Annotated in this window: 24 protein-coding genes, 4 tRNA genes and 2 pseudogenes; 13 read left to right on the forward strand and 17 right to left on the reverse strand. The window is 61.1% G+C overall.

Features of this window, described 5'->3' with window-relative positions; genetic code table 11:
- Window positions 1–90: 90 nt before the first annotated feature.
- The 6 genes from clpP to BMW74_RS08105 all read right to left on the reverse strand — a co-directional run bounded on the left by clpP (window position 91) and on the right by BMW74_RS08105 (window position 3,009).
- The gene (gene clpP / locus BMW74_RS08080) at window positions 91–726 is read right to left on the reverse strand and encodes an ATP-dependent Clp endopeptidase proteolytic subunit ClpP (RefSeq protein WP_046047575.1); all 636 of its coding nucleotides are present in this window, start codon (window positions 724–726) and stop codon (window positions 91–93) included.
- 92 nt (window positions 727–818) lie between these two features.
- Window positions 819–2,129, reverse strand: coding sequence for a trigger factor (gene tig / locus BMW74_RS08085; RefSeq protein ID WP_093416315.1), 1,311 nt, complete (start codon window positions 2,127–2,129; stop codon window positions 819–821).
- A 401-nt stretch (window positions 2,130–2,530) separates the two neighbouring features.
- Window positions 2,531–2,606 (reverse strand) — tRNA-His (locus BMW74_RS08090).
- A 78-nt stretch (window positions 2,607–2,684) separates the two neighbouring features.
- Window positions 2,685–2,769 (reverse strand) — tRNA-Leu (locus BMW74_RS08095).
- Window positions 2,770–2,824: 55 nt separating this feature from the next.
- Window positions 2,825–2,900 (reverse strand) — tRNA-His (locus BMW74_RS08100).
- Window positions 2,901–2,932: 32 nt separating this feature from the next.
- Window positions 2,933–3,009, reverse strand: a tRNA-Arg gene (locus tag BMW74_RS08105).
- A gap of 276 nt (window positions 3,010–3,285) precedes the next feature.
- On the opposite strand from BMW74_RS08105, the gene folD reads away from it, so the two are divergent.
- Window positions 3,286–4,140 (forward strand): bifunctional methylenetetrahydrofolate dehydrogenase/methenyltetrahydrofolate cyclohydrolase FolD, encoded by an 855-nt coding sequence (folD, locus tag BMW74_RS08110; RefSeq protein ID WP_093416319.1) that lies wholly within the window; start codon window positions 3,286–3,288, stop codon window positions 4,138–4,140.
- A gap of 240 nt (window positions 4,141–4,380) precedes the next feature.
- Window positions 4,381–5,319 carry a D-alanyl-D-alanine endopeptidase gene (gene pbpG / locus BMW74_RS08115; RefSeq protein WP_093416322.1) on the forward strand — a complete coding sequence of 313 codons (939 nt, stop codon included), beginning with the start codon at window positions 4,381–4,383 and terminating at the stop codon, window positions 5,317–5,319.
- Between the two features lie 69 nt (window positions 5,320–5,388).
- Here the strand turns inward: pbpG and BMW74_RS08120 are convergent, their stop codons facing one another.
- Window positions 5,389–6,060, reverse strand: a complete 672-nt coding sequence (locus BMW74_RS08120; protein ID WP_093416325.1) for a peptidase C39 family protein — start codon at window positions 6,058–6,060, stop codon at window positions 5,389–5,391.
- A 212-nt stretch (window positions 6,061–6,272) separates the two neighbouring features.
- Between BMW74_RS08120 and BMW74_RS25195 the strand changes: the two genes are divergently transcribed.
- On the forward strand, window positions 6,273–6,443 hold the full coding sequence (locus tag BMW74_RS25195) for a hypothetical protein (RefSeq protein WP_175479175.1): 171 nt from the start codon (window positions 6,273–6,275) through the stop codon (window positions 6,441–6,443).
- Between the two features lie 92 nt (window positions 6,444–6,535).
- Here BMW74_RS25195 and BMW74_RS08125 read toward each other — a convergent pair whose 3' ends face one another.
- Window positions 6,536–7,285 carry a TerC family protein gene (locus tag BMW74_RS08125; RefSeq protein ID WP_093416328.1) on the reverse strand — a complete coding sequence of 250 codons (750 nt, stop codon included), beginning with the start codon at window positions 7,283–7,285 and terminating at the stop codon, window positions 6,536–6,538.
- A 29-nt stretch (window positions 7,286–7,314) separates the two neighbouring features.
- Window positions 7,315–7,569: a hypothetical protein gene (locus tag BMW74_RS08130; RefSeq protein ID WP_093416331.1), complete on the reverse strand. Its 255-nt coding sequence runs from the start codon at window positions 7,567–7,569 to the stop codon at window positions 7,315–7,317.
- A gap of 135 nt (window positions 7,570–7,704) precedes the next feature.
- Here BMW74_RS08130 and nhaR point away from each other — a divergent pair, with 135 nt between their 5' ends.
- Complete coding sequence (gene nhaR / locus BMW74_RS08135) at window positions 7,705–8,604, forward strand: transcriptional activator NhaR (RefSeq protein ID WP_093416335.1); 900 nt, start codon at window positions 7,705–7,707, stop codon at window positions 8,602–8,604.
- On the opposite strand, the gene BMW74_RS08140 is transcribed toward nhaR, so the two are convergent.
- The gene (locus BMW74_RS08140) at window positions 8,601–9,758 is read right to left on the reverse strand and encodes an MFS transporter (RefSeq protein WP_093416339.1); all 1,158 of its coding nucleotides are present in this window, start codon (window positions 9,756–9,758) and stop codon (window positions 8,601–8,603) included. The genes nhaR and BMW74_RS08140 overlap by 4 nt on opposite strands.
- A gap of 285 nt (window positions 9,759–10,043) precedes the next feature.
- On the opposite strand from BMW74_RS08140, the gene sstT reads away from it, so the two are divergent.
- Window positions 10,044–11,276, forward strand: coding sequence for a serine/threonine transporter SstT (sstT, locus tag BMW74_RS08145; RefSeq protein ID WP_093416344.1), 1,233 nt, complete (start codon window positions 10,044–10,046; stop codon window positions 11,274–11,276).
- A gap of 177 nt (window positions 11,277–11,453) precedes the next feature.
- Here the strand turns inward: sstT and BMW74_RS08150 are convergent, their stop codons facing one another.
- On the reverse strand, window positions 11,454–11,963 hold the full coding sequence (locus BMW74_RS08150; protein ID WP_093416349.1) for a DUF1993 domain-containing protein: 510 nt from the start codon (window positions 11,961–11,963) through the stop codon (window positions 11,454–11,456).
- Between the two features lie 360 nt (window positions 11,964–12,323).
- Here BMW74_RS08150 and BMW74_RS08155 point away from each other — a divergent pair, with 360 nt between their 5' ends.
- Window positions 12,324–12,968, forward strand: coding sequence for a YceH family protein (locus BMW74_RS08155; protein ID WP_093416353.1), 645 nt, complete (start codon window positions 12,324–12,326; stop codon window positions 12,966–12,968).
- A 2-nt stretch (window positions 12,969–12,970) separates the two neighbouring features.
- On the opposite strand, the gene BMW74_RS08160 is transcribed toward BMW74_RS08155, so the two are convergent.
- The gene (locus tag BMW74_RS08160; RefSeq protein ID WP_093416358.1) at window positions 12,971–13,789 is read right to left on the reverse strand and encodes a shikimate 5-dehydrogenase; all 819 of its coding nucleotides are present in this window, start codon (window positions 13,787–13,789) and stop codon (window positions 12,971–12,973) included.
- A gap of 246 nt (window positions 13,790–14,035) precedes the next feature.
- Here BMW74_RS08160 and BMW74_RS08165 point away from each other — a divergent pair, with 246 nt between their 5' ends.
- The 4 genes from BMW74_RS08165 (at window position 14,036) to yegQ (ending at window position 16,502) form a co-directional block, all read left to right on the forward strand.
- On the forward strand, window positions 14,036–14,371 hold the full coding sequence (locus tag BMW74_RS08165) for a hypothetical protein (RefSeq protein WP_093416363.1): 336 nt from the start codon (window positions 14,036–14,038) through the stop codon (window positions 14,369–14,371).
- A gap of 238 nt (window positions 14,372–14,609) precedes the next feature.
- Entirely contained in the window at window positions 14,610–14,804 is a 195-nt protein-coding gene (locus BMW74_RS08170; protein WP_093416367.1) for a hypothetical protein, read from the forward strand.
- Between the two features lie 102 nt (window positions 14,805–14,906).
- The gene (locus tag BMW74_RS08175; protein ID WP_093416372.1) at window positions 14,907–15,089 is read left to right on the forward strand and encodes a hypothetical protein; all 183 of its coding nucleotides are present in this window, start codon (window positions 14,907–14,909) and stop codon (window positions 15,087–15,089) included.
- Between the two features lie 87 nt (window positions 15,090–15,176).
- Window positions 15,177–16,502 carry a prephenate-dependent tRNA uridine(34) hydroxylase TrhP gene (gene yegQ, locus BMW74_RS08180; RefSeq protein WP_093416377.1) on the forward strand — a complete coding sequence of 442 codons (1,326 nt, stop codon included), beginning with the start codon at window positions 15,177–15,179 and terminating at the stop codon, window positions 16,500–16,502.
- 352 nt (window positions 16,503–16,854) lie between these two features.
- Here yegQ and BMW74_RS08185 read toward each other — a convergent pair whose 3' ends face one another.
- Window positions 16,855–18,171 carry a Na+/H+ antiporter family protein gene (locus BMW74_RS08185; RefSeq protein WP_175479176.1) on the reverse strand — a complete coding sequence of 439 codons (1,317 nt, stop codon included), beginning with the start codon at window positions 18,169–18,171 and terminating at the stop codon, window positions 16,855–16,857.
- 522 nt (window positions 18,172–18,693) lie between these two features.
- Between BMW74_RS08185 and BMW74_RS25685 the strand changes: the two are divergent.
- Window positions 18,694–19,764: pseudogene (locus tag BMW74_RS25685) on the forward strand (HAMP domain-containing protein); the annotation flags it as partial.
- 345 nt (window positions 19,765–20,109) lie between these two features.
- Window positions 20,110–20,622 (forward strand): annotated as a pseudogene (locus BMW74_RS25690) (methyl-accepting chemotaxis protein); the annotation flags it as partial.
- 299 nt (window positions 20,623–20,921) lie between these two features.
- Here BMW74_RS25690 and BMW74_RS08195 read toward each other — a convergent pair.
- From BMW74_RS08195 to BMW74_RS08210, 4 genes are read right to left on the reverse strand one after another with little or no spacing between them, the layout of a single operon-like run.
- On the reverse strand, window positions 20,922–22,235 hold the full coding sequence (locus tag BMW74_RS08195) for a sensor histidine kinase (protein WP_093416390.1): 1,314 nt from the start codon (window positions 22,233–22,235) through the stop codon (window positions 20,922–20,924).
- Complete coding sequence (locus BMW74_RS08200) at window positions 22,236–22,901, reverse strand: response regulator transcription factor (protein ID WP_093416395.1); 666 nt, start codon at window positions 22,899–22,901, stop codon at window positions 22,236–22,238.
- 3 nt (window positions 22,902–22,904) lie between these two features.
- Window positions 22,905–23,216 (reverse strand): PepSY domain-containing protein, encoded by a 312-nt coding sequence (locus BMW74_RS08205; protein WP_093416400.1) that lies wholly within the window; start codon window positions 23,214–23,216, stop codon window positions 22,905–22,907.
- Window positions 23,216–23,518 carry a PepSY domain-containing protein gene (locus BMW74_RS08210; RefSeq protein WP_093416405.1) on the reverse strand — a complete coding sequence of 101 codons (303 nt, stop codon included), beginning with the start codon at window positions 23,516–23,518 and terminating at the stop codon, window positions 23,216–23,218. The genes BMW74_RS08205 and BMW74_RS08210 overlap by 1 nt, the downstream gene beginning before the upstream one ends.
- A gap of 137 nt (window positions 23,519–23,655) precedes the next feature.
- On the opposite strand from BMW74_RS08210, the gene BMW74_RS08215 reads away from it, so the two are divergent.
- Window positions 23,656–24,735: a patatin-like phospholipase family protein gene (locus BMW74_RS08215; protein WP_093416411.1), complete on the forward strand. Its 1,080-nt coding sequence runs from the start codon at window positions 23,656–23,658 to the stop codon at window positions 24,733–24,735.
- Window position 24,736 lies beyond the last annotated feature (1 nt).

The following is a 24,736-nucleotide window of genomic DNA, read 5'->3' on the forward strand; positions in this document are numbered from 1 at the left end:
GCTTGCAACACAAGATGAAGGCTATTGCGGGCTTTTTCAAGCCCGCAGGTGACCAGACCAGCCAACCAACCCTATTTTGAGCTGCTTATTTTAAGCAGGACGCTGGCTGATCACTTCATCGATCAACCCGTACTCACGTGCGGCTTCTGCACTCATAAAGTTATCGCGGTTGGTGTCACGCTCGATTTCTTCAAGCGTGTGCCCGCTATGCTTGGCCATCAACGTGTTGAGACGTTCGCGAATGAACAGGATTTCCTTGGCATGGATTTCGATATCCGACGCCTGCCCCTGGAAACCGCCCAATGGCTGGTGAATCATCACACGCGAGTTCGGCAGGCAGTAACGCTTGCCAGGAGCACCGGCAGTCAGCAAAAACGCGCCCATGCTGCAGGCCTGGCCGATACAGGTGGTCGACACGTTGGGCTTGATGAACTGCATGGTGTCGTAGATCGACATGCCCGCTGTCACCGAACCGCCAGGGGAGTTGATATAGAGATGGATGTCCTTGTCCGGGTTTTCCGCTTCAAGGAACAGCAATTGCGCACAGATCAGGTTGGCCATGTAGTCCTCTACCGGACCAACCAGAAAAATCACTCGCTCCTTGAGAAGGCGCGAATAGATATCGTAGGCGCGCTCGCCACGAGCGGATTGCTCGACAACCATCGGGACCAGGCCGCCTGCGGCCTGGATATCAGAGTTCTGCTGAATATACGAATTACGGAACATGCTCTGCAGTCACTCCCAAATAGTTATGTCTTGAATACGCATAAGCCAGCTCGAAAGCTGGCTTATGGTGTGTGCTTCTAACGCTAAAACAATCAGTCGGCTTGTGGAGCTTCTACCGGCTTGACTGCTTCTTCGTAAGAGACCGATTTGTCGGTCACGCTAGCTTTCTGCAGAACAGTATCCACAACTTGCTCTTCCAGCACAACCGAACGGACTTCGTTCAGCTGCTGGTCGTTTTTGTAGTACCAGGATACAACTTGCTCTGGCTCCTGGTAGGCCGAAGCCATTTCCTGGATCAGCTCGCGAACGCGGGTTTCGTCAGGCTTGAGGTCAAACTGCTTGACCACTTCAGCCACGACCAGACCCAACACAACGCGGCGCTTGGCTTGTTCTTCGAACAGCTCGGCTGGCAGCTGATCAGGCTTGATGTTGCCACCAAACTGCTGAACAGCCTGGACGCGCAGACGGTTCACTTCGTTCTCGATCAGGGCCTTTGGCACGTCGATCGGGTTGGCCGCCAGCAGGCCGTCCATGACTTGGTTCTTGACCTTGGACTTGATCGCCTGACGCAGCTCACGCTCCATGTTCTTACGAACTTCGGCGCGGAAACCTTCGATACCTGTTTCCTTGATACCAAACTGAGCGAAGAACTCTTCGGTCAGCTCAGGCAGCTTCGGCTCGGAGACGCTGTTCACCGTAACGGTGAACTCGGCAGCCTTGCCAGCCAGGTCGAGGTTTTGATAGTCAGCTGGGAAGGTCAGGTTCAGAACGCGCTCTTCGCCCGCCTTGGCGCCAACCAGGCCATCTTCGAAACCCGGGATCATGCGGCCGGAACCCAGAACCAACTGGGTACCCTTGGCGGAACCACCGGCGAATACTTCACCGTCAACCTTGCCAACGAAATCGATGTTCAGTTGGTCGTCGTTCTGAGCGGCACGCTCAACGGTTTCAAAACGAACGTTCTGCTTGCGCAGGATGTCGAGCATTTTGTCCAGATCGGCATCGGTCACGTCAGCGCTGAGGCGCTCGACAGCGATCGTGTCGAAACCAGCAACCGTGAACTCAGGGAACACTTCGAACGTCGCGATGTATTCCAGATCCTTGCCTTTCTCCAGCACTTTCGGCTCTACCGAAGGCTGGCCAGCCGGGTTCAGCTTTTGCTCAACGACCGCTTCGTAGAAAGAAGCCTGGATCACGTCACCTACAGCTTCCTGGCGCGCATCAGCTTCATAACGCTGACGGATCACGCTCATCGGCACCTTGCCAGGACGGAAGCCTGCAATCTTGGCCTTTTGGGCAGTCTGCTGCAGACGCTTGTTGACTTGAGTCTCAATGCGCTCAGCTGGCACGGTGATGCTCATGCGGCGCTCAAGAGCAGAAGTATTTTCAACAGAAACTTGCATGGATATTCCTCGTTGCACAGACGTTAGCCGGCCGTTTCCGACCCCAGAATCAAGGGCATGCATTCTAGTGGGTCAAACTCAAGAAGTCACCCTACTCAAAACGGGTAAAAACGCAGCAGGCAATTTATCGGCGGGGACAAAGGGTTGAGCCTCGCCATGAGAGCAAATACAGCCAATCACGCCAGGGCTCTGCGCCAACCCTTCTTATATAGAAGAAGTTGCCAGCATCTCCCTGACAGCCGATCTTGCGAACAAGGCCGGTGGCCGGCGCGGCATCATCGAGAAACAAAAACACGACGAAACGCCAACCCCAGCGACCCACAACCTGCAGCCGCCGGACACTCCAATCTCTAGAAACAAAAAAGGCGCCAGACTGTTAAATCTGGCGCCTTTTCTAAATATGGGGTGGACGATGGGGATCGAACCCACGACAACGGGAGTCACAATCCCGTGCTCTACCAACTGAGCTACGCCCACCATATTGCGTCACAAAGAAACCAAACCACTTCTTTGCTGAGCTCCAGCCAAACCAACCGGCGTGAGTGGAGCTTTATTTGGTGCGGATGAAGAGACTCGAACTCTTACACCTTGCGGCGCTGGAACCTAAATCCAGTGTGTCTACCAATTCCACCACATCCGCTTCAAACTTTTAAAGCAAAGGCGCCAGACTGTTAATCTGGCGCCTTTTCTAAATATGGGGTGGACGAAGGGGATCGAACCCTCGACAACGGGAGTCACAATCCCGTGCTCTACCAACTGAGCTACGCCCACCATATCGCGCTACTTGTGCCAAAGCTGCCTAATGGCGCACCCGGCAGGACTCGAACCTGCGACCATCCGCTTAGAAGGCGGATGCTCTATCCAGCTGAGCTACGGGCGCCTTATTAATCTGTACTCTTGGAGGACTACAAACTAAGTGCTTTCCAGCCTCACAGGACCGTAATCCCACTCAACCTTCTTAACCAGTGCTAGGCTGTGCCCGACAAGTGCGACGAATAGTATAGAGCCCCCCGAAGGTCGTCAAATCCTTTTTATAAAAAATTCATTTAATTAAAGGGCTTAGGGGAATTTGCAGACCAAGCGCCTTTGCCCTCGCGCCCTGGCATGCGAGAATACGCGCTCTTTTCTTCCCCCTCTCGATGGTTAATCACGCGCAATGACTGCACAACTAATCGACGGCAAATCAATCGCCGCCAGCCTGCGCCAGCAGATCGCCAAACGTGTCGCCGAACGTCGCCAGCAAGGTCTGCGCACGCCCGGCCTCGCGGTGATCCTGGTCGGCAGCGATCCCGCCTCCCAGGTTTATGTCTCGCACAAGCGTAAAGACTGTGAAGAGGTCGGCTTTCTTTCCCAAGCCTATGACCTGCCTGCCGACACCAGCCAGCAAGACCTGACCGACTTGATCGACCGTCTCAATGACGACCCGAATATCGATGGCGTCCTGCTGCAACTGCCACTGCCGGCCCATCTGGACGCCTCCAAGCTGTTGGAGCGCATTCGCCCGGACAAAGACGTCGACGGTTTCCATCCCTACAACGTCGGGCGCCTGGCCCAACGCATTCCACTGCTGCGCCCGTGCACGCCTAAAGGCATCATGGCCCTGCTGGAAAGCACCGGTGCCGACCTGTACGGGATGGACGCCGTCATCGTCGGCGCCTCCAACATCGTCGGTCGCCCAATGGCGATGGAGTTGTTGCTGGCCGGCTGCACTGTGACCGTCACCCATCGCTTCACCAAAGACCTGGCTGGCCACGTAGGCCGTGCCGACCTGGTGGTGGTCGCCGCTGGCAAACCCGGCCTGGTCAAAGGCGAATGGATCAAGGAAGGCGCCATCGTCATCGACGTCGGCATCAACCGCCAGGACGACGGCAAGCTGGTCGGCGATGTGGTCTACGAGACCGCCCTACCCCGCGCCGGCTGGATCACCCCGGTACCGGGCGGTGTTGGCCCGATGACCCGCGCCTGCCTGCTGGAGAACACACTCTACGCAGCAGAAACCCTGCACGACTAACGGTAGCGTCGCGACCAAGAAACCCCGCCCTCTGGCGGGGTTTCTTGTTTCAGGCGCGGCATCAAGCTGGCAAACACAAACTGCTCGTCGAAAACTGCCGTTTTTTTACTAAAAACAATAGGTTTAGGCTGCCACTCGAAGAATATTCGACAGTTCCTCAGCTACGCTCATAAAATGTAACGCTTTTTAGGATAAATCCCGTTGCAAAACGGCATACCCACATTTTTCGAGTCCACTCGCGTGAAAATCCGTCTTTCTATCCTGAGCCTCTTCTTCGCATTTTCAGGCACCATCATCACGTCGAGCGTCGACGCCCGTGAAACCACTGCGGCTCCTCGTACCCCTACAACCCTGCAGATTGCCTCCGGCAGCGCGATGCTGATCGACCTGCAGAACAACAAAGTCATCTACGCCAGCAACCCGGACGTGATTGTGCCCATCGCCTCAGTGACCAAACTGATGACCGGGATGATTGTTCTGGACGCCAAACAGAACATGGACGAATACATTTCCGTGTCGATCAGCGACACACCGGAAATGAAAGGCGTGTTCTCCCGGGTCAAGCTCAATAGCGAGCTGTCGCGCAAGGACATGCTGCTGATCACCCTGATGTCCTCGGAAAACCGCGCCGCCGCCAGCCTGGCCCATCACTATCCAGGAGGCTATGGGGCCTTCATCGCCGCCATGAACGCCAAGGCCAAGGCCCTGGGCATGACCAGCACCCGCTATGTCGAGCCCACCGGCCTGTCGATTCACAACGTATCGACTGCCCGCGACCTGAGCAAATTGCTGCAGGCCGCACGCAAGTACCCGATGCTGAGTGAGCTGAGCACCACCAAGGAAAAAACCGTGGCGTTCCGCAAACCCAACTACACCCTGGGCTTTCACAACACCGATCACCTGGTCAAAAAAGCCAATTGGGATATCCAACTGACCAAGACCGGCTTCACCAATCAAGCCGGCCACTGCCTGGTACTGGTGACCCGCATGGGGGATCGCCCAGTGTCACTGGTCATTCTCGACGCCTTCGGCAAGTACACCCACTTCGCCGACGCCAGCCGGATCCGCCAGTGGGTGGAGACCGGCAAGAGCACCTCAGTCCCCGATGCCGCCCTGCGCTACAAGGCCGAAAAGAACCTGAAAAGCCGTCAGACCGGTGTGGCTCAGGCCAGCCAGTAACCCATGAAAAAGGCCCGCGACAGATGTCCGGGCCTTGATCGATAACGGCGCCTCGTGGCGCCGTTTTAGCTAGTGGCCGCCCAAGGCCTTGGTCGCCCTGGCGGCCGCCTCCTCCTGCCCAGCCTGGGCCAGGTCATTGGCCGCCTTGAGCCAACGTTGACGGTCGACATTGGCTGGCAGCTGCGTCGGCGCCTGAATCAATACCGCCCACCCTCCAGCACTCTCGAACGCAGACTCGAATGACTTGAAGTCCATCAATAAACGGCGGTTCATGCCCGCGCGCAGCAACACCGTCTGCTTGTCGCGGTTGTAGCCTGAGAGGATGGCGTAGCGCGGCCCCTTCCAGAACGCCGACCCCTCGGTGAAGCGCAGCAGCACCGGATAACCTGCCGCCACCTGGGTCAACAGTGCCGGCAGATTGCTGTCCAGCGGATACACCACCATCCCATACTCACGCGCCAACTTCTGCATGTTCTGCTGTAGCTGAGCCTCGGCGCCCGGTAAATGCAGGGGCTTGTCGAGCAACCCCGGCGTGATCACCACACCTTGCTGCGACAGCAGGCTGGCCAGGGTTTGCGGCCCGCTCTGATAGGACTCGCCACGATAGAACGTACCACTGAGTTCCACTCGCTCAGGCAGGCGCTGGATGTGCGGCGACACGCCCCCGGCACAACCGGCCAGGCTCAAGACACAGGCCGCAGCCAGCAAGGCAAAGCGAAATCGAGGGAATACCGGCAACATCGTTACTCACTGTTCAGGTACCAGGCACCGAGATCGCCCGGATCGGACCGTGATCATAGCAGCGCTATAGCCTTTAACGGCAGTTGTGGGCCTGCGATAGAGCGAAGGAATTGGAGACTCGCGACTATTGGTCAATGGACTGCAACACACCAGCGTCTAGACTCAGACCTGCGAGAAGTGTGAGCCCGATGCAGGGCAAAGAGGAGGCACTGATGAGCCTGACAACGATAATTCTGATGCTGGTAACAGGCTGGCTGGCCGTTGCGGCCGCCATGTTGTGGGGCGTCCTGCGTATCACTCGCCGGCACCATCCTTCATACAAGCCGCCCCATGCAGCGGTTGAAAGCGAAAAGCCTGCCGCTCACCCCGCCTCCGCCCATTGACGACGCCGGCATTCAACCACCCCTGAAACAAAAACGGCCGCCGGCCCCCTTTCGAGTGCCAACGACCGTCTCGTGCTACCTACCGATCAAGATCAAGCCTGGCCGGCGGCCTTCTTCTGCTTGGCCCGGCGCGACAGCATGTTCAACACTTCAATCGCTGCCGAGAACGCCATGGCGGCGTAGACGTAGCCTTTCGGTACATGGGCGCCAAACCCTTCGGCGATCAGCGTCATGCCGATCATGATCAGGAAGCCCAAGGCCAACATGACCACCGTCGGGTTATCGTTGATGAACTTGGCCAGAGGCTCGGCCGCCAGCAGCATCACCAGCACCGACACCACGACCGCGATGATCATGATCGGCAAATGCTCGGTCATGCCAACAGCGGTGATGATGCTGTCGATGGAGAACACCAGGTCTAGCATCAGGATCTGACCGATCGCCGCAGCAAAACCCAGGCTCACATTGGAGGTTTTCGACAGCGGATCATCGGGCGACGGGTCCATGCTGTGGTGAATCTCGTTGGTCGCCTTCCACAACAGGAACAGGCCACCGGCGATCAGAATCATGTCTTTCCATGAGAACGCATGGCCGAACAACTCGATCACCGGCGCCGTCAGTTGCACGATGAACGCGATCGTGCTCAACAAGCCCAGGCGCAGGATAAGCGCCATGCTGATCCCGATCCGGCGGGCCTTGGCCCGGTGCTGTTCGGGCAGCTTGTTGGTCAGGATCGAGATGAAGATCAGGTTATCGATGCCGAGCACAATCTCCATGACGATCAGGGTAGCCAGGGCGACCCAGGCAGTGGGGCTTGCAGCAAGTTGTAAAAGGTATTCCATGGGTCAGTCCTGACTCGGTGTTGAACGGGTTAGATTTCCTGCGACGCGCTTTCTTTCTTCTCGCTGTCGTCGTCGGTTGCACCTTCTTTCTTGCCAATGAGGTTGCCAGTGGCGTCGCTCAAGGCTTGTTCGGCGGCCTTGTGGGTGTCGTCGATGGCCTGCTTGGCGGATTCGGCGGCCTTACCCATCAGTTGTTGAGCGCTTTTTTCGGCTTGGTCACAACCACCGAGCACCAGGGCGAAGGCCGCCACTAGGGACACAGTAGCTAGGGATTTGAACTTCATCATGCTTTCCTCGATAGAACGGGAGGGACCAAGGTGGCGGCCCATCAATAGCGGGACATTCTAAGGACCCGAACACTTCAGGAAAATTCGTATTTTTAGCGGGTATACTTCGGTTTTTACGAATCGACGAAAGCCATGCTCAATTACCGGCAACTGCATTACTTCTGGGTCGTGGCCAAGACCGGCAGCATTGTGCGTGCGTGCGAACAGCTTAACCTGACCCCGCAAACCATCAGCGGGCAGATCAGCCTGCTCGAGCAAACCTATGGCATCGAATTGTTTCGCCGCGTCGGGCGCCAACTGGAACTGACCGAAGCCGGTCGCCAGGCCCTGCCCTACGCCGAACAGATGTTCCAATTGGGTGGTGAACTGGAAGCCATGCTGCGGGCCCAGCCCAATGAGCAGCAGATCGTGTTTCGGGTGGGCGTTGCCGACGTGGTCCCCAAGTCCATCGTCTACCGCCTGATTGCACCGACCATGGAGCTCAACGAGCCCCTGCGCATCACCTGCCGCGAGGACAAGCTGGAGCGCTTGCTGGCTGACCTGGCGATTCAGCGCCTGGACCTGGTGATTTCCGACAGCCCGATGCCCTCGCACCTGGACATCAAGGGCTATAGCCAGAAGCTGGGCGAATGCGGCATCAGTTTTTTCGCCACCCCGGCCTTGGCCGAGCAGTACGGCACCGACTTCCCTGGCTGCCTGCATGGTGCGCCGCTGCTGATTCCCGGCCAGGAAACCGTGGTGCGCAGTCGCTTGCAGCGCTGGTTTGCCGAACAGCAGATCCAGCCGCGCATTGTCGGCGAGTTCGATGACAGCGCCTTGATGCAAGCATTTGGACAATCCGGCAGCGGGTTCTTCATCGGCCCCAGCGTGATTGCCGACGAGGTCCGGCGCCAGTACGGCGTGCAGTTGATCGGCCAGACCGACGCGGTGACCGAATCGTTTTACGCCATTTCGGTGGAGCGCAAGGTCAAGCACCCCGGCATCGTCGCCATCACCGAAGGTGCCCGCCGCGAGCTGTTTACCACACTTTAAGGGATGCACACCGTTGGCGACTTGAAGCGCATCAACAGCAATGCCAGCACAATCGACCCCAGGATAAAACCGGCCGCCGTGTAGCCGAGGCTACCAAGGCCCAGGGTGTCGATCACCCGCCCACCGACCAGCGCGCCCAGGCCAATCCCCAGGTTGGCTGCCGCAATGTTCAGCGAGGCGGCAAAGGCCGGAGCCTGCGGTGCGACCTTGATCAGCCGCACATGGCTGACCAGGAACAACGCGGCCTGGGTCACGCCCCAGATCCCCAGTGCCGCCGCCAAGCCAAGGGTGGAATGGATGCTCGGCACCAGCGCCACCATGCCGCACACCAGAAAGGCGCAGAACACCATCGAGGCCATCAGCGGATGGCGATCGACCATGCGCCCACCCAGCGAGTTGCCGATCAGCCCGGCCGCACCAAAACCCATCAGGCACCAGCCGACCAACGTGCCGTTGAATCCGGCCAGGCGCTCAAGGATGTCCGCCAGGTAGGTGTACGCCGTGAACATGCCGCTGAACACCAGAATCGACAGCAACATGTGCCCTTGCAGCAGCGGGCTGCGCAGGATCTTGAACTGTGAGCCCAGGCTCGCGGGGCGTTGGTGCAGGTCAGTCGCGGGCAAGTAGACAAACAGCAGCAAGGCCTTGGCGAACGCAATCAGTGACAACAACCCAAACGCGCTGCGCCAGCCGAACGCATCGGAAATCAGCGTGCCGATGGGAATGCCGAACACTGTGGCACAGACAATCCCGAAGCCGATCTTGGCAATCGCCCGCCCGGCGTAATCCGGCCCGACAATGTCCACTGCGGTTTCACTGGCCAGCGCCCAAAACACCGGCAAGCCCAACGCTGGAATCAACCGCGCCAAGGCCATCACCCCGATATTCGGGGCCATGGCGGCCAAGGCGTTGGACAGGCCGAAGATCACCAGCACCGTGATAAACAGCCGGCGCCGCTCGAACCGCGCGCAGTACGCCGTCAGGAACGGCCCGAACGCCGCAACGGTAAACGCAAACAAGGTCACCAGCAGCCCCGCCTGGGGAATGCTGACCTGCAGGTCGCGGGCGATCGAAGGCAGCAGGCCGACAATGATGAATTCAGTGGTCAGCACGGTAAAGCCGGCGGCTGACAGCAACAGAATGGGTAACAACATGGGTAACTCCAGAAAACGACAACGCCAGCGACGACCCGAAGGTTCACTGAGGGGAGATGAAGAAGAGGATGGCGAATCTTAACAGAGTGTGTCCGCAAGCGGCGACCCGCGACAGCGCGCATCACGGTTGAATCACCCCGGCGGCAGTTCGTCACAGGCCTGAGGGATAGGACCTGGGTTGTGATAAAGTCCCAGCCCCGCGCAGGTCCGCCCTTAGTGCCGCCTGCCCGTTTGTTGCTGCAAGCCCCTGGACTCACAGCACCTTAAAAAATCAGAGATACCGCTATGACTGCTGCACCGCCTTCATTAGTACAACGACTCACCCGCATCAGCCTGGTCACCCAGATCGTCATCGGCTTGCTCGCCGGTATCGCCCTGGCCCTGTTCGCCCCTGAGCTGGCGAAATCCACCGCGTTCATTGGCAAGGTGTTTGTCTCGGCGCTCAAGGCTGTCGCGCCGATCCTGGTGTTCGTGCTGGTCATGGCCTCGATTGCCAACCACAAGCACGGCCAGGAAACCCACATCCGCCCGATCCTGTTCCTGTACCTGCTGGGCACCTTCGCGGCAGCCGTGGTCGCCGTGGTGGCCAGCAGCCTGTTCCCCTCAAAGCTGGTGCTGCTGACCCACGATATCGCCGTGACAGCCCCGGGCGGTATCGCCGAAGTGTTGCAAAGCCTGCTGCTGAGCGTGGTCGATAACCCGGTCAGCGCCCTGATGAATGCCAACTTCATTGGCATCCTGGCCTGGGCCATTGGCATGGGCGTGGCGATCCGGCATGCCGGCGAGGCGACCCGCCAGGTGCTGGGCGACCTGTCCAACGGCGTCACGCTGATCGTGCGCCTGGTGATTCGTTTTGCACCGCTGGGGATCTTCGGCCTCGTGGCCTCCACCCTGGCCACCTCGGGCTTTGGCGCGCTGCTCGGGTACTTGCACCTGCTGGCCGTGCTGCTGGGCTGCATGCTGTTCGTGGCCTTGGTGATGAACCCCGCCATCGTGTTCTGGAAGCTGCGCCGCAACCCTTATCCACTGGTCCTGACCTGCCTGCGTGAAAGCGGGATCACCGCGTTCTTCACCCGCAGCTCGGCGGCGAACATCCCGGTCAACCTGGAACTGAGCAGGCGCCTGGGCCTGCACGAAGACACCTACTCGGTGTCGATCCCCCTGGGCGCCACCATCAACATGGCCGGCGCGGCGATCACCATCACCGTCCTGACCCTGGCCGCCGTCCATACCCTGGGCATCGCCGTGGACATCCCGACCGCCGTGCTGCTCAGCGTCGTCGCCGCGGTCTGCGCCTGTGGCGCCTCCGGCGTGGCCGGTGGCTCGCTGCTGCTGATTCCGCTGGCGTGCAGCCTGTTCGGCATCCCAAGCGAAATCGCCATGCAGGTGGTCGCGGTCGGCTTTGTGATTGGCGTACTGCAGGACTCGGCGGAAACCGCGCTGAACTCCTCCACCGACGTACTCTTCACCGCCGCAGCCTGCCTGGCCGAAGAAGATAAAGGCCCACAAGCCGCGTAAGCCCCTGTGGGCGCGAGCCTGCTCGCGAAAGCGGTCTATCCGTCACATCAATGTTAGATGTGCTGCCGTCTTCGCGAGCAGGCTCGCCCCCACAAGAGATCGCAGGCGGCCTGAAAGCGCCCACAAAAAAGCCCGTCCTGGCTCACACCAGGACGGGCTTTTTAGTGGCCTACGGGTTTAGAACGCGCCCATGTAATCGCGCTTGCCCACCTCAACACCGTTGTGACGCAGGATCGCGTAGGCGGTGGTGACGTGGAAGAAGAACTGCGGCAGGCCGTAGGTCAGCAGGTAAGCCTGGCCACTGAAGCGTTTCTCTTTCGGAGTGCCCGGACGGGTGATGATCTCGATGCCTTCCTTGCCGTCGATCTGCGAAGGCTTAATGCCATCAATGTACGCCAGCACCTTGGCGATCAGCGCTTGCAGGTCGGCGAAGGTCACTTCGTTGTCGTCGTACTTAGGCAACTCGACTTCCGCCAGGCGCGAGGAAACGCCCTTGGCGAAGTCGACAGCGATCTGCACCTGACGTACCAGCGCGAACATGTCCGGGAACAGGCGCGCTTGCAGCAAGGCATTAGGATCGATGTTCTTCGCCGTGGCGTGGGCTTCAGCCTTGGCCAGCACATCACCAAGCGCGGTGAGCATTTGCTTGAAGACAGGAACGGAAGCGGCGTACAGGGAAATAGTCATGGCAGTCTCGTCAAAGATGGGGCGGGATAAGGGTCAAGCATGGCGCGATTATAGCCATGCTTGCGTGGCCGTGCGGCGGGTCTTTTATCCCACGAGACGTGACAGCCCAGCACTTCAGGCGACCGTTGGCGTCAACGATCACCGAACTGCGCACCCACCAGGACCGGGCAAGCGGTGACAAACACCAACAGACAGCACGTGGGCTGTCTGCCGCAGCACTGGCCGTGAATGCGTGCCTGCCGAGCTAATGAGCGTATTCGAGGCGCCATAGCACAACGCAGGCACAACGAGTGTGCCCAAGTGCCGGCGTTTGAATTATCTTAGGCCCCTAAACTAACAGTGAGTAAGGGGCCAGACACCATGAGCACTGAACAAGAACGTTCGCCGCAAGCACTTCAACTCAGCAGCACGGAGCTGCGCATTCTCGGTTCCCTGATCGAAAAGCAAGCCACCAGCCCCGAAACCTATCCCCTGACCCTCAACGCCCTGGTCATCGCCTGCAACCAGAAGACCAGCCGCGAGCCGGTGATGAACCTCAGCCAGGGCCAGGTCGGACAAAGCCTGCGTGCGCTGGAAGGGCACGGCTTCACCCGCCTGGTGATGGGCAGCCGCGCCGACCGCTGGGAACATCGCCTGGACAAGGCACTGGAGTTGGTGCCCGCACAAGTGATCCTCAGCGGCCTGCTGTTCCTGCGCGGGCCACAGACCGTCAATGAACTGCTGACCCGTAGCGGCCGCATGCACGACTTCGAAGACGCCGAACAGGTGGTCCATCAAATGGAACGCCTGATCGCCCGGGGCCTGGCAATGCTGTTGCCGCGCCAGTCGGGCCAGCGCGAAGACCGCTACATGCACACCCTGGGCGACCCGGCGGACATCGACGCGATCCTCGCCGCGCGCCAGTACCCCGTAGAACGTGGCGCCGCCGGCGTGTCGGTGGAACGCATCGAAGAATTGGAGGCGCGCATTGCGGCACTGGAAGAGCGCCTGGCACGCCTGGAATAACCTCAGCCGCGAGCGAACGCCACGGCCGTGTGAAACTGCTCGTCGCTGGGGCGCACGCCGGTGTACAGCACAAACTGCTCCAGCGCCTGGATCGCAATCACTTCAACGCCGGTGATCACCTGCTTGCCGGCCTCGCGTGCGTGCACGATCAGCGGGGTTTCCCCCGGAATCGCCACCACATCAAAGACGATGCTCGCCGCCGCGATGGCGTCGACTTCAAAGGCCAGTTGATCGGCCTCGCTGCCGCCTGACATACCGATGGGCGTGACGTTGATCAGCATCTGCGGGCGCGCATCGCCCAGTTCCGCTTGCCAGTGATACCCCAGGGCGTCGGCCAGGGCCCGCCCGGCGCTTTCGTTACGGGCAATGATCAGGCCGTTTGAGTAACCACCATCGCGCAGCGCACTGGCCACGGCCTTGGCCATCCCGCCGCTGCCACGCAGGGCAAACGATGCGTGTTGCGGCACGGCGTGGGTCTTGAGCAATTGCTCGATGGCCAGGTAATCGGTGTTGTAGGCCTTGAGGTGGCCATCGGTGTTGACGATGGTATTGATCGAGGCAATGGCGGCGGCCGAGGCATCCAGCTCATCGACCAGTGCAATGCACGCTTCCTTGAACGGCATCGACACGCCGCAACCGCGAATGCCCAGGGCGCGAATCCCACCAATGGCCCCCGGCAGGTCCTGGCTACTGAATGCCTTGTAGTAAAAATTCAGGCCCAGTTGCTCGTAGAGGTGGTTGTGGAAGCGCAAGCCGAAATTCCCGGGACGGCCCGACAGTGACATGCACAGCTGGGTGTCTTTGTTGGGGTTGATCAGCATCGGGAAAACTCCTTGAGGACACACGTTCAGACGGACGGACTAGCCAGCCCTGAGGCTGTGCACAATCATTACCAGACGCCTGGCCCCATGGGGTTCGGCCGGCCAGGAAGACGGTACAGACCTTACACAAAATTTACTCATCCGCGTCGCGGATTCATCCAAGAACGCTGTCAGAACATTATCCCCGCGACAATCCTTGGGTCTATTGCAGTTCCACGCGCTGGGGCGAAATCAAGAGGGCTTATCATGATCCGTAAACTTCCTGTCGTCGCTTTGCTGATCGGTGCATTGGCTGTCGCAGGACAAGCCCAGGCCCATGGTGGCTACTACTATGGTGGCCACGGTGGTGGGTATTGGGGTGGCAATCGCTGGGTGGCTCCACTGGCTGTCGGCGCGGTACTGGGTGCCGTGGTTGGCGGGGCGGTCGTTGCCAACTCGCCACCACGCCCCGTTTACGTACAGCAACCGGTCTACGTGCAACCGCCGCCGGTCTACTACCAGGCCCCGCCACCGGTCTACTACCAGCCACAGCCGGTCTACATCCAACCCCAGCCGGTCTACTACGGCCAGCCTCGCTACTAAGGCCCAGGCTGGAGACAGGCGTCGAATACACCAGGCCCCGCGTTCAATCGGGGCCTGCTTTCGTCTGGCCATGTCTGAATGACTCTTGCCAAGGTCGCTGGCGGAACAGTGACCGGGTTCAAACTTGGCATGATTGATACGACGAATGCCTTGGCTTGCCCGCACAACTGTCATATTTATGTCATGACCGTTGAGCAAGCTCTGGAACCAACGGCTCATAAAAACAAGGACGAGCGCCATGCCCACGCAAAACCCACACCGCATCGTTGGCCTGTGTACCTCCAGCAAGGTCTACAGCGCGCTGACCGAACTCAAGCACCTTGAGGGTCATCGCAGTGCCAAGTTCCTTTCGCTGCTGGCCGAAAACCTGGTGCGCAAGGGCCTGCTCAATGACCACGAAGTCATGCACCTGCTCGACCAGGTCGTCGACTGACCCGCGACGCCTCAACCGCGTCAATAAGCACTATCGAGCGCGTCGATTGTCCCCGGGACCGGCGGCTCAGTAAGGTAACCCCATCGTTTGATGGAAGTCCTTATGACCCAGGTTCAGATCATGTCCGTTGTCGGCAGCGCCGTCCCCCCGTCACTCAGGGAGCGGGGACTGCTGGCCTGTTGGTACCTGATGCAGGACGGCGTGCCGATCAGCGGTCCGCTCACGTCCCTGCCCGCCGCGCAGGCGCTGTCGAAACGTATCGCGCTTTTTGTCATTAACGCGTGAGGCCGGGCGCTTCATCCACCTGACCCAGATCAATGCCGGCCGGGCGCGTCTGCCCTACCCTCGCGCCCTTTTGCGATCGACGCCGCCATGACCCTCGCCACACCCGAACTGCTCGCCCCCGCCGGCACCCTGAAAAACATGCGCTATGCCTTTGCCTACGGCGCCGATGCGGTCTACGCCGGCCAGCCGCGCTACAGCCTGCGGGTGCGCAATAACGAATTCGACCATGCCAACCTGGCCCTCGGCATCCAGGAAGCCCAGGCCCAAGGCAAGCGCTTCTATGTGGTGGTTAACATCGCCCCACACAACGCCAAACTCAAAACCTTCCTCAGGGACCTGGAACCGGTCATCGCCATGGCCCCGGACGCACTGATCATGTCCGACCCCGGTCTGATCATGCTGGTCCGTCGCAACTTCGCGCAGATGCCAATCCACCTCTCGGTGCAAGCCAACACCGTGAACTGGGCCAGCGTCGAGTTCTGGCAACAGCAAGGCCTGAGCCGGATCATCCTGTCGCGGGAGTTGTCGCTGGAGGAGATCGCCGAAATCCGCCAACAAGTGCCCGCCATGGAGCTGGAGGTATTCGTCCACGGCGCCCTGTGCATGGCCTATTCCGGGCGCTGCCTGCTGTCGGGCTATATGAACAAGCGCGATGCCAACCAGGGCAGTTGCACCAACGCCTGCCGCTGGAAGTACGCCGCCGAACCCGCCACCCAAAACACCACCGGCGACATCGTCCAGCGCTACCAACCAGAACCCACCCTGGGCATCGGTGCACCCACCGAGCAGGTGTTCCTGCTGCGCGAAGCCAATCGTCCGGACGAACTGATGCCAGCCTTCGAAGATGAACACGGCACCTACATCATGAACGCCAAGGACCTGCGCGCCGTGCAGCACGTGGAGCGCCTGACCCAGATGGGCGTGCATTCATTGAAGATCGAAGGCCGGACCAAATCCCACTTCTATTGCGCACGCACCACCCAGGTCTACCGCCGCGCCATCGACGATGCCGTGGCCGGTCGCACGTTTGATCGCAGCCTGATGACCGACCTCGAATCCCTCGCCCAACGCGGCTACACCGAAGGCTTCCTACGCCGCCACGTGCACGATGAGTACCAGAACTACCAGAACGGCAGCTCAGTCTCGGAACGCCAGCAATTCGTCGGCGAACTGACAGGCCTGCGCCGCGAGCGGCTGGCCGAGGTCAAGGTGAAAAACCGCTTCGGCCTGGGCGACCACATGGAACTGATGACCCCCAAGGGCAACTACCACTTCGACCTGCACCAACTGCAAAACATCCAGGGCGCGGCGATTGACGTAGCCCCGGGCGACGGCCACACCGTCTACCTGCCCATCCCGGACGCCGTGGACCTGGAATTTGCCCTATTGATGCGCGACGTAAGCGGCAAGTAAGCCACCGGCTTGCGATAGCGACGAGGCAGCCAAACTGGAGTTGACTGCGCTGGCCTCTTCGCGAGCAAGCCCGCTCCCACCCTGGTCCACGGCGAACACACATCCGGGGAGCAGCTCAATTCCTTGTAGGAGCGAGGCTTGCCCTAATGCCAGTCAGTTAAGCGAAACCCACGTGGGAGCGAGCCTGCTCGCGATAGCAGTAGGTCAGTCAACGGAGATGTTGGCTGTGTTGCCGCCTTCGCGAGCAGGCTCCCACACTCAATTGAGCGGGGTACATCCGCAAGAGCTGGGCTGGTTGTCAGACCGCCTTCGCTGGCAAGCCGGTCTCGCTCCCACCAACCCCGTGCCCCGCTTACAACACCATCGCCGCCACCCAACCAAACGCCAGCAACGGCAGGTTGTAGTGCAAGAACGTAGGAACCACCGTGTCCCAAATATGGTGATGCTGGCCATCAATGTTCAAACCCGAAGTCGGCCCCAGCGTCGAATCCGAGGCCGGCGAACCCGCATCGCCCAGCGCACCGGCAGTCCCCACGATACAAACAATGGCCAACGGGCTGAAACCCAACTGCACGCACAACGGCACAAAAATCGCCGCCAGAATCGGCACCGTGGAAAACGACGAACCGATGCCCATCGTCACCAGCAGCCCCACCAGCAACATCAACAACGCACCCACACCCTTGCTGTGCCCGATCCACGAGGCCGACGTTTGCACCAGCGTCTGTACTTCCCCGGTGGCCTTCATCACTTCGGCAAAGCCAGAGGCGGCGATCATGATGAAACCGATCATCGCCATCATCTTCATGCCTTCGGTGAACAGGTCATCGGTCTCACGCCAGCGCACCACGCCGGACACCGAAAAGATCAGAAACCCCGCCAGGGCGCCAATGATCATCGAGTCGAACAGCAACTGAATGATGAAGGCCGCCGCGATCGCCAGCCCGGCCACCATCAAGGTCAACGGGTTGTACTGCACGTCCACCTGCTCGACCCGCTCGATTTTCCCCAGGTCATACACGCGCTTCTTGCGGTAGCTGACAAACGCCATCAACAGGCCAAATACCATGCCCAGGGCCGGAATACCCATTGCGTGGGTGACGTTGATGCCGCTGATGTCCACGCCACTCTTGGCGACATTGGCCAGCAGAATTTCATTGAGGAAGATGTTGCCGAAGCCCACCGGCAGGAACATGTACGGCGTGATCAGGCCGAAGGTCATGACACAGGCGATCAGGCGCCGATCCAGCTGCAGCTTGGTCAGCACGTACAACAACGGCGGCACCAGCAACGGGATGAACGCGATGTGGATCGGCAGGATGTTCTGCGAGGCAATCGCCACCACCCATAGCAATCCGATCAACAGCCACTTGACCTGGCCACCGCCCGCTACATCCTGGCGGTCCACCAGGGCCAGCGCCTTGTCGGCCAAGGCATGCGCCAGCCCGGACTTGGCAATCGCCACCGCGAACGCACCGAGCAACGCATAGGACAACGCCACCGTCGCCCCGCCGCCCAGGCCACTGTTGAAGGCCTTGAGCGTGGCATCGATCCCCAGCCCGCCGACCAGGCCACCCACCAGCGCACCGACGATCAGCGCGATCACCACGTGAACGCGGGACAGGCTGAGCACAAGCATGACGCCAACCGCGGCAATTACTGCATTCATCATCGTTCCTTTCAATACAATCGCAGGTAAAACCTGCCCAAACAGCATGAGTCCGGCCCGTCGGCTGCATAGGCCCACGTCGGATTGAATAGAGGTTTTATTAGAGGGCGCGCACTGTGCCGCAGCCGGCCGCGCTTGTCAAAACCAACCCGACACCGGCCCTCCCCCGGTGGGAGCGAGCCTGCTCACGAAGACGCCCACCCATTCAGCCGCCCGGCCGCCTCGACCGCAACCACTCAAGAACCCCGCCGTTCGGCCGTTACAGTGCAAAGTCTCTGATATTTATCGAATAAGGACGCCTCCATGTCGCTTCGACAATTCTCTATCCAATGGAAAATCACCCTGCTCACCGGGCTCTGCCTGGCCAGCATCGTGACCCTGCTGGTGGGGCTCTCGCTGTATCGCATGGAGCACAGTTCCGAACTGGTCAAAGCCTCAAGCATGGAAATGCTCAACGAAGCGGCCCAAGCCCGCATCGAGGCCCAGGGCGAAGTCCAGGCAGCCGGCATCCGCCAGCAGTTCATGGATGCCTATCAATATGGCCACGGTTTCTCCCGCCAGGTGCTGTTCCTGCGCGAGCAGGCCGAGAAACGCTTCCTCGATGCCTTCGACCTGCGCGAAGACCTGACCCGCCAGGTCAAGTCGGCGCTGCAAGCCAACCCACAACTGCTCGGTTTGTCGCTGGTGTTCGAACCCAACGCCCTGGATGGCAAGGACGAACTGTTCGCCAACCAAGATGAACTGGGCAGCAACGACAAGGGCCGCTTCGCCCTGTACTGGTCGCAACCGACCGCCGGCAAGCTGAGCGCGATGGCCCTGCCCGAAAAAGACATCGCCGACACCCGCACCGGCCCCAGCGGCGAAGCGGCCAACGCCTGGTTCACCTGCCCGCGCACACAGCTCAAGCCCTGCGTCATCGAACCGTACTTCTATGAGATCGACGGCCAGAACGTGCTGATGACCAGCATCGTCTTCCCCTTGATGCTGGAGGGCAAAGTCGTTGCCTCGCTGTCGGTGGACATCAACCTCAACAGCCTGCAAGCGATCAGCCAGCAGGCGAGCAAAAAGCTCTACGACGGCCAGACCACCATCAGCATCCTGAGCCCAGCCGGCCTGCTGGCGGGCTACAGCAAGGATGCCAGCAAGCTCAGCCAGCGCCTGGACACGGTCGACAAGACCAACGGCGCCCAGTTGATCGCCCTGCTCAGCACCGGCCAGACGCCCCAGAGCCTGCACGCCGACGACCTGCTCAAGGTCCTCTCGCCCTTCGAACCGATTCCTGGCGGCAAACCGTGGGGCGTATTGCTCGAGGTACCGGAAAAGGTCGTAGTCGGCCCGGCCGAAGCGCTGAAGAAAGAGCTGGATGACCGCAACGCCACCGGCACCTTGATCGAACTGAGCCTGGGCCTGCTGGCCGCGGTCATTGGCTTGCTGCTGATCTGGCTGATGGCACGCAGCGTGACCAAGCCGATCCTCGGCGTGGCCCACATGCTCGAAGACATCGCCAGCGGCGAAGGCGACCTGACCCGCCGCCTGGCCTACGACAAACAGGACGAACTCGGGCAACTGGCCGGCTGGTTCAACCGCTTCCTCGACAAGCTGCAACCGATCATCGCCGAGGTCAAACGCTCGGTGCAGGACGCCCGCAGCACGGCGGACCAGTCGTCGGCCATCGCCACCCAGACCAGCGCCGGGATGGAACAGCAATACCGCCAGGTCGACCAGGTGGCCACCGCGTCCCACGAAATGAGCGCCACCGCCCAGGACGTCGCCCGCAGCGCCGCACAAGCCGCCCAGGCCGCACGCGACGCCGACCAGGCGACCCGCCAGGGCCTGACCGTGATCGACCGCACCACCACCAGCATTGACAGCCTGGCGGCCGACATGAGCACCGCCATGATCCAGGTCGAAGGCCTGGCCACCAACAGCGAGAAGATTGGTTCAGTGCTGGAAGTGATCCGCTCCATCGCCGACCAAACCAACCTGCTGGCCCTCAATGCCGCAATCGAGGCCGCCCGTGCCGGCGAGGCCGGACGTGGCTTTGCCGTGGTCGCCGACGAAGTGCGCAACCTGGCACGCCGCACCCAGGAGTCGGTGGAGGAAACCCGCCAGGTGATCGAGCACCTGCAAAACGGCACCCAGGAAGTCGTCGAGTCCATGGGTAACAGCCATCGCCAGGCCCAGGGCAGTGTCGAACAGGTCAGCCAAGCCGTGACGGCCCTGCGCCAGATCGGTGAGGCGGTGACGGTGATCACCGACATGAACCTGCAGATCGCCAGCGCCGCCGAAGAACAGAGCGCGGTGGCCGAGGAAATCAACAGCAACGTGGCGACCATTCGCGACGTCACCGAATCACTGTCGGGCCAGGCCAACGAGTCGGCCCGGGTCAGCCAGGCGCTCAACAGCCTGGCGAACCAACAGCAGAGCCTGATGGATCAATTCCGGGTCTGACCCGGATTGAAAAAGGGAGCGAGACCGGCTTGCCGACGAAGGGGTCAGCACAGCCAGCAGTGATGTCGACTGACAGTCCGCTATCGCCGGCAAGCCGGTGAAAGCGGTAAGTCTGGCAACATCGATGTTGAATGGGCTGGCCTCTTCGCGGGCAAGCCTCGCGCCTACGGGCTCAACCTCAATCCCCTGTGGGAGCGAGCCCGCTCGCGAAAGCAGTGTGTCAGCCTGCATTGATGTTGAATGTGCAGGCCTCTTCAGCCTCGCTCCCACAGGGTTCATCCGCGTTGATCAAATCGCTGTCAGCGCCCCGGCAACCGCACCACCACCTTCAGCCCGCCCCACTCGCTGTCTTCCAGGCACAGCCCCCCGCCCCATGCCTCGACGATATCGCGCACGATGCCCAGCCCCAGGCCATGGCCGTCGGTCTGTTCATCCAAGCGAGTACCGCGGCTGAGTACCTGCTCACGCTGCGCAGGGACAATCCCCGGGCCATCGTCTTCCACCACCAACACAAAACCTTCGTCCACTTGGGTCACGCTCAAGCGCACCTCGGCGTCAGCCCATTTGCAGGCGTTGTCCAAGAGATTGCCGAGCAGTTCCAACAGGTCCTCCCGGTCCCACGGCAAGTGCAGGCCGGGGGGGGCGCGGTAGCTCAGGTCGAGGTGTTCGCCGTGGATCATATTCAGGGTCGCCAACAACCCTGGCAGCTCGGCATCACAGTCAAACTGTGCGCCGGGCAGCGCATCACCGGCCAGCCGGGCACGGTTGAGCTCGCGGTTGAGACGTTGCTGAACCTGGGCCAGTTGCTGTTGCAACACCGTGCGCACCTGCGGGTGGGCGTCGAGTTTGTCACCGGCCGCCAGGCTCGACAGCACCGCCAACGGCGTCTTCAGCGCATGACCGAGGTTGCCCAGGGCATTGCGCGAGCGCTTGAGGCTGTCTTCGGTGTGGGCCAGCAGGTGGTTGATCTGCGCCACCAGCGGCTCCAACTCCTCGGGCACCTGGGTATCGAGTTGCGAACGCTGTCCTTGCTGCAACTGGGCGATCTGCTCCCGGGCGCTTTCCAGTGGGCGCAAGGCGCGGCGCACGGTGAGCCGCTGCAAGAACAGGATCAGCAGCAGCCCGGCGACCCCTAGCCCCAGGCCGACCTGGCGCATACGCTGGAAACTCTCGCGCACCGGGGTGTAGTCCTGGGCCACACTGATGGAAATCGCCTGGCCCAGGCGCCGGTAGTCCGAACGCAACACCAGCAACTGCTGGCCCTCCGGCCCCAGCTGCAGGTTGCTGTGCAGGCCAGGCTGATCGAGCAATGGCAACTCCTGATCCCAGAGCGAGCGCGAGCGCCAGTGGGTGTCGGCAAAGTCGATACGGAAGTAGCGCCCGGAAAACGGGCGCTGATACGCCGGTGACAAACGGCGTTCGTCCAGTTGCACACCTTGCGGGCCGCGTACCAGTGCCACCAGCAGGTCTTCGCTGTCGTTGCGCAACCCCGCCTCCAGGTAGCGCTGCAACCCCAACTCGAACACCCACAGGCTGGTTTGCGCCAGCACCAGGCCGACCACCACCAGGACACTCACGAGCCCCAGGCTCAACTGCCGTTGGATCGACCGCATCTAGGCTTGCCCGGCAAACAGGTAGCCCTGGCCGCGGCGGGTTTCGATCACGCTACGGCCCAGCTTGCGCCGCAGGTGATTGACGTGGACTTCCAGCACATTGGAGTCGCGCTCGGTCTCACCGTCGTAAAGGTGTTCGGCCAGGTGGCTTTTGGAGAGGATCTGCCCGGGGTGCAGCATGAAGTAACGCAGCAGGCGGAACTCGGCCGCAGTCAGTTGCACCTCGGCGCCGTCACGAATCACGCACTGGCGGCCCTCGTCCAACTGCAAGCCGGCAGCCTTGAGCGTGGGTTGATTCGCCTGGCCGTGGGAACGGCGCAGCAATGCCTGGATGCGCAGGTGCAACTCCTCGGGATGAAAGGGCTTGCTCAGGTAATCGTCGGCGCCGGCCTTGAGCCCTTCGATGCGCTCGGCCCAGGAATCGCGGGCGGTCAGCACCAGCACCGGGGTCGCCAGCCCGGCCGCGCGCCATTGGCTGAGCACCTCCAGCCCCGGCAAGCCGGGCAGGCCCAGGTCGAGTATCACCAGGTCATAGGGTTCGGTGCTGCCCTGATACAGCGCATCGCGACCGTCGGCCAGCCAGTCCACCGCATAGCCCTGGCGATTGAGCCCGGCCAGCAACTCGTCGGCCAGCGGCACGTTGTCTTCAACCAGCAGCAAGCGCATCGGTCAATCTTCCTTGTCTTTGAGCAAACGGCCGGTGGTGGCATCCAGGTCCAGCTCGCGGACCACCCCTTGGGGGGTCAGCAACTCGACTTCATAAATGTAGACGCCGCGCTTCTCTTCAAGCTCGGCCTCCAGCAACCTGGCGCCGGGGTAGCGGTCCAGCGCCTGCTGCAACAGTTGCTCCAGCGGCAGGATGATCCCCTGCTGGCGCAGGCGCAGGGCTTCGTCCTGATCCAGGTCACGGGCCAGTCCCACCGAGCAAAATGCCAGGAGCGCCACGGCGACTGGCCCATAAGCGCGCAGATTAACGGTCATTACGTATCCTGATGATCCTTGAGTAGTTGCCCACTGACAGCGTCCAATTCCAGCTCCCAGACAATCCCCTGTGGGTCGCGCAACTCGATCTCATAGATGTACTTGCCATAGACTTCATCCAGTTCGGCTTCTTCCACGCTGGAGCCTGGGTGCAAGGCCAACGCCTTGGCGTTGAGTGCTTCAAAGGATTGAATGGTACCAGCGTCGCGCAGTCTCTGGGCTTCGTCGCGCCCCAGGTCACGGGCCTGGGCCAGGCTGGTGGTCAGGGCGACCAGGATCGCCGCGCGCAGGATTGTGTTCATGGAGCCTCCAGATGTGCGTACCCGCCAACCTAACGCGGTGAACTTAATTGAAACTGAATGGCCATTATTGCTGATCAATGAACAACACAGGGTTAGGCGTCCCTCTACACTCCCAGCCCCCACCACCCGAGGCCGGCATGACTGCTATCCACATCAAATTCCCGGCCCTGACCCTCAAGGCCGGCCCACGGGCCTTCAAGCAGATTCGTGAGAACGGATTGAGCGCCCTGGACGTCGGCACCCTGCCCGGTGCCGCCGGTGGCCCCAAGGCCCTGGGCATCCAGGGCCTGGACCTGGCGCTGTTCGGTGGCTGGCTGCCGGCTGCCCCGCGGGAACGCTCGCTGATCGGCGCCTCGGTGGGCTCCTGGCGCTTCGCCAGCGCCTGCTTGCCGGACGCCGCCGAGGGCCTCAAACGCCTCGGCGAGCTGTACAACGCCCAGACCTTTGCCAAGGGCGTGACCATGGCGCAAATCAGCCAGAGTTCCCAGCGCATGCTGGATGAGCTGCTCGACGGCCGTGATGCGCAGTTGCTGGCCAACCCGCTCTATCGCCTGAACATCATGGTGGTCAAAAGCCACGGCCTGCTGGCCGACGACCATCGCGCTCGACTGGGTCTCGGGCTGTCGTCCGTGATCGCCGACAATCTGCGCGGTCGCTCGCGCCTGGCGCGGCACTTCGAACGGCTGATCGTCCACGACCCACGCCTGGCTCCGCCGCTCAATGCCCTCAACGACTTCCCTTCGCGCTTCGTGCCCCTCAATGCCGGCAACCTGCGCCAGGCCCTGCTGGCCTCGGGCTCGATCCCGATGGTCATGCAAGGCGTGCGCGACCTGCCTGGCGCCGGCGCCGGGACCTTCCGCGACGGCGGCCTGCTGGACTACCACCTCGACCTGCCCTACAGCGGCGACGACATCGTGCTCTACCCGCACTTCACCGACCGGGTGATCCCCGGCTGGTTCGACAAGACCCTGCCCTGGCGCCGCGCCTGCACCGCTCGCCTGCACAACGTGTTGCTGGTGGCCCCGTCCAAGGCCTACCTGGCGCGCCTGCCCTATGGAAAACTGCCCGACCGTAACGACTTCAAGCGCTTCATCAACGACCCGGCCGGTCGCCAGGCGTATTGGAAGACCGCCATGGACGAAAGCCAGCGCCTGGGGGATGAGTTTCTCGAACTCGCCGCCGGCGGGCGCCTGGGCGAACATCTGCTGACCCTTTAGT

This window comes from Pseudomonas sp. ok272 (assembly GCF_900109995.1).
Taxonomy (GTDB): domain Bacteria; phylum Pseudomonadota; class Gammaproteobacteria; order Pseudomonadales; family Pseudomonadaceae; genus Aquipseudomonas.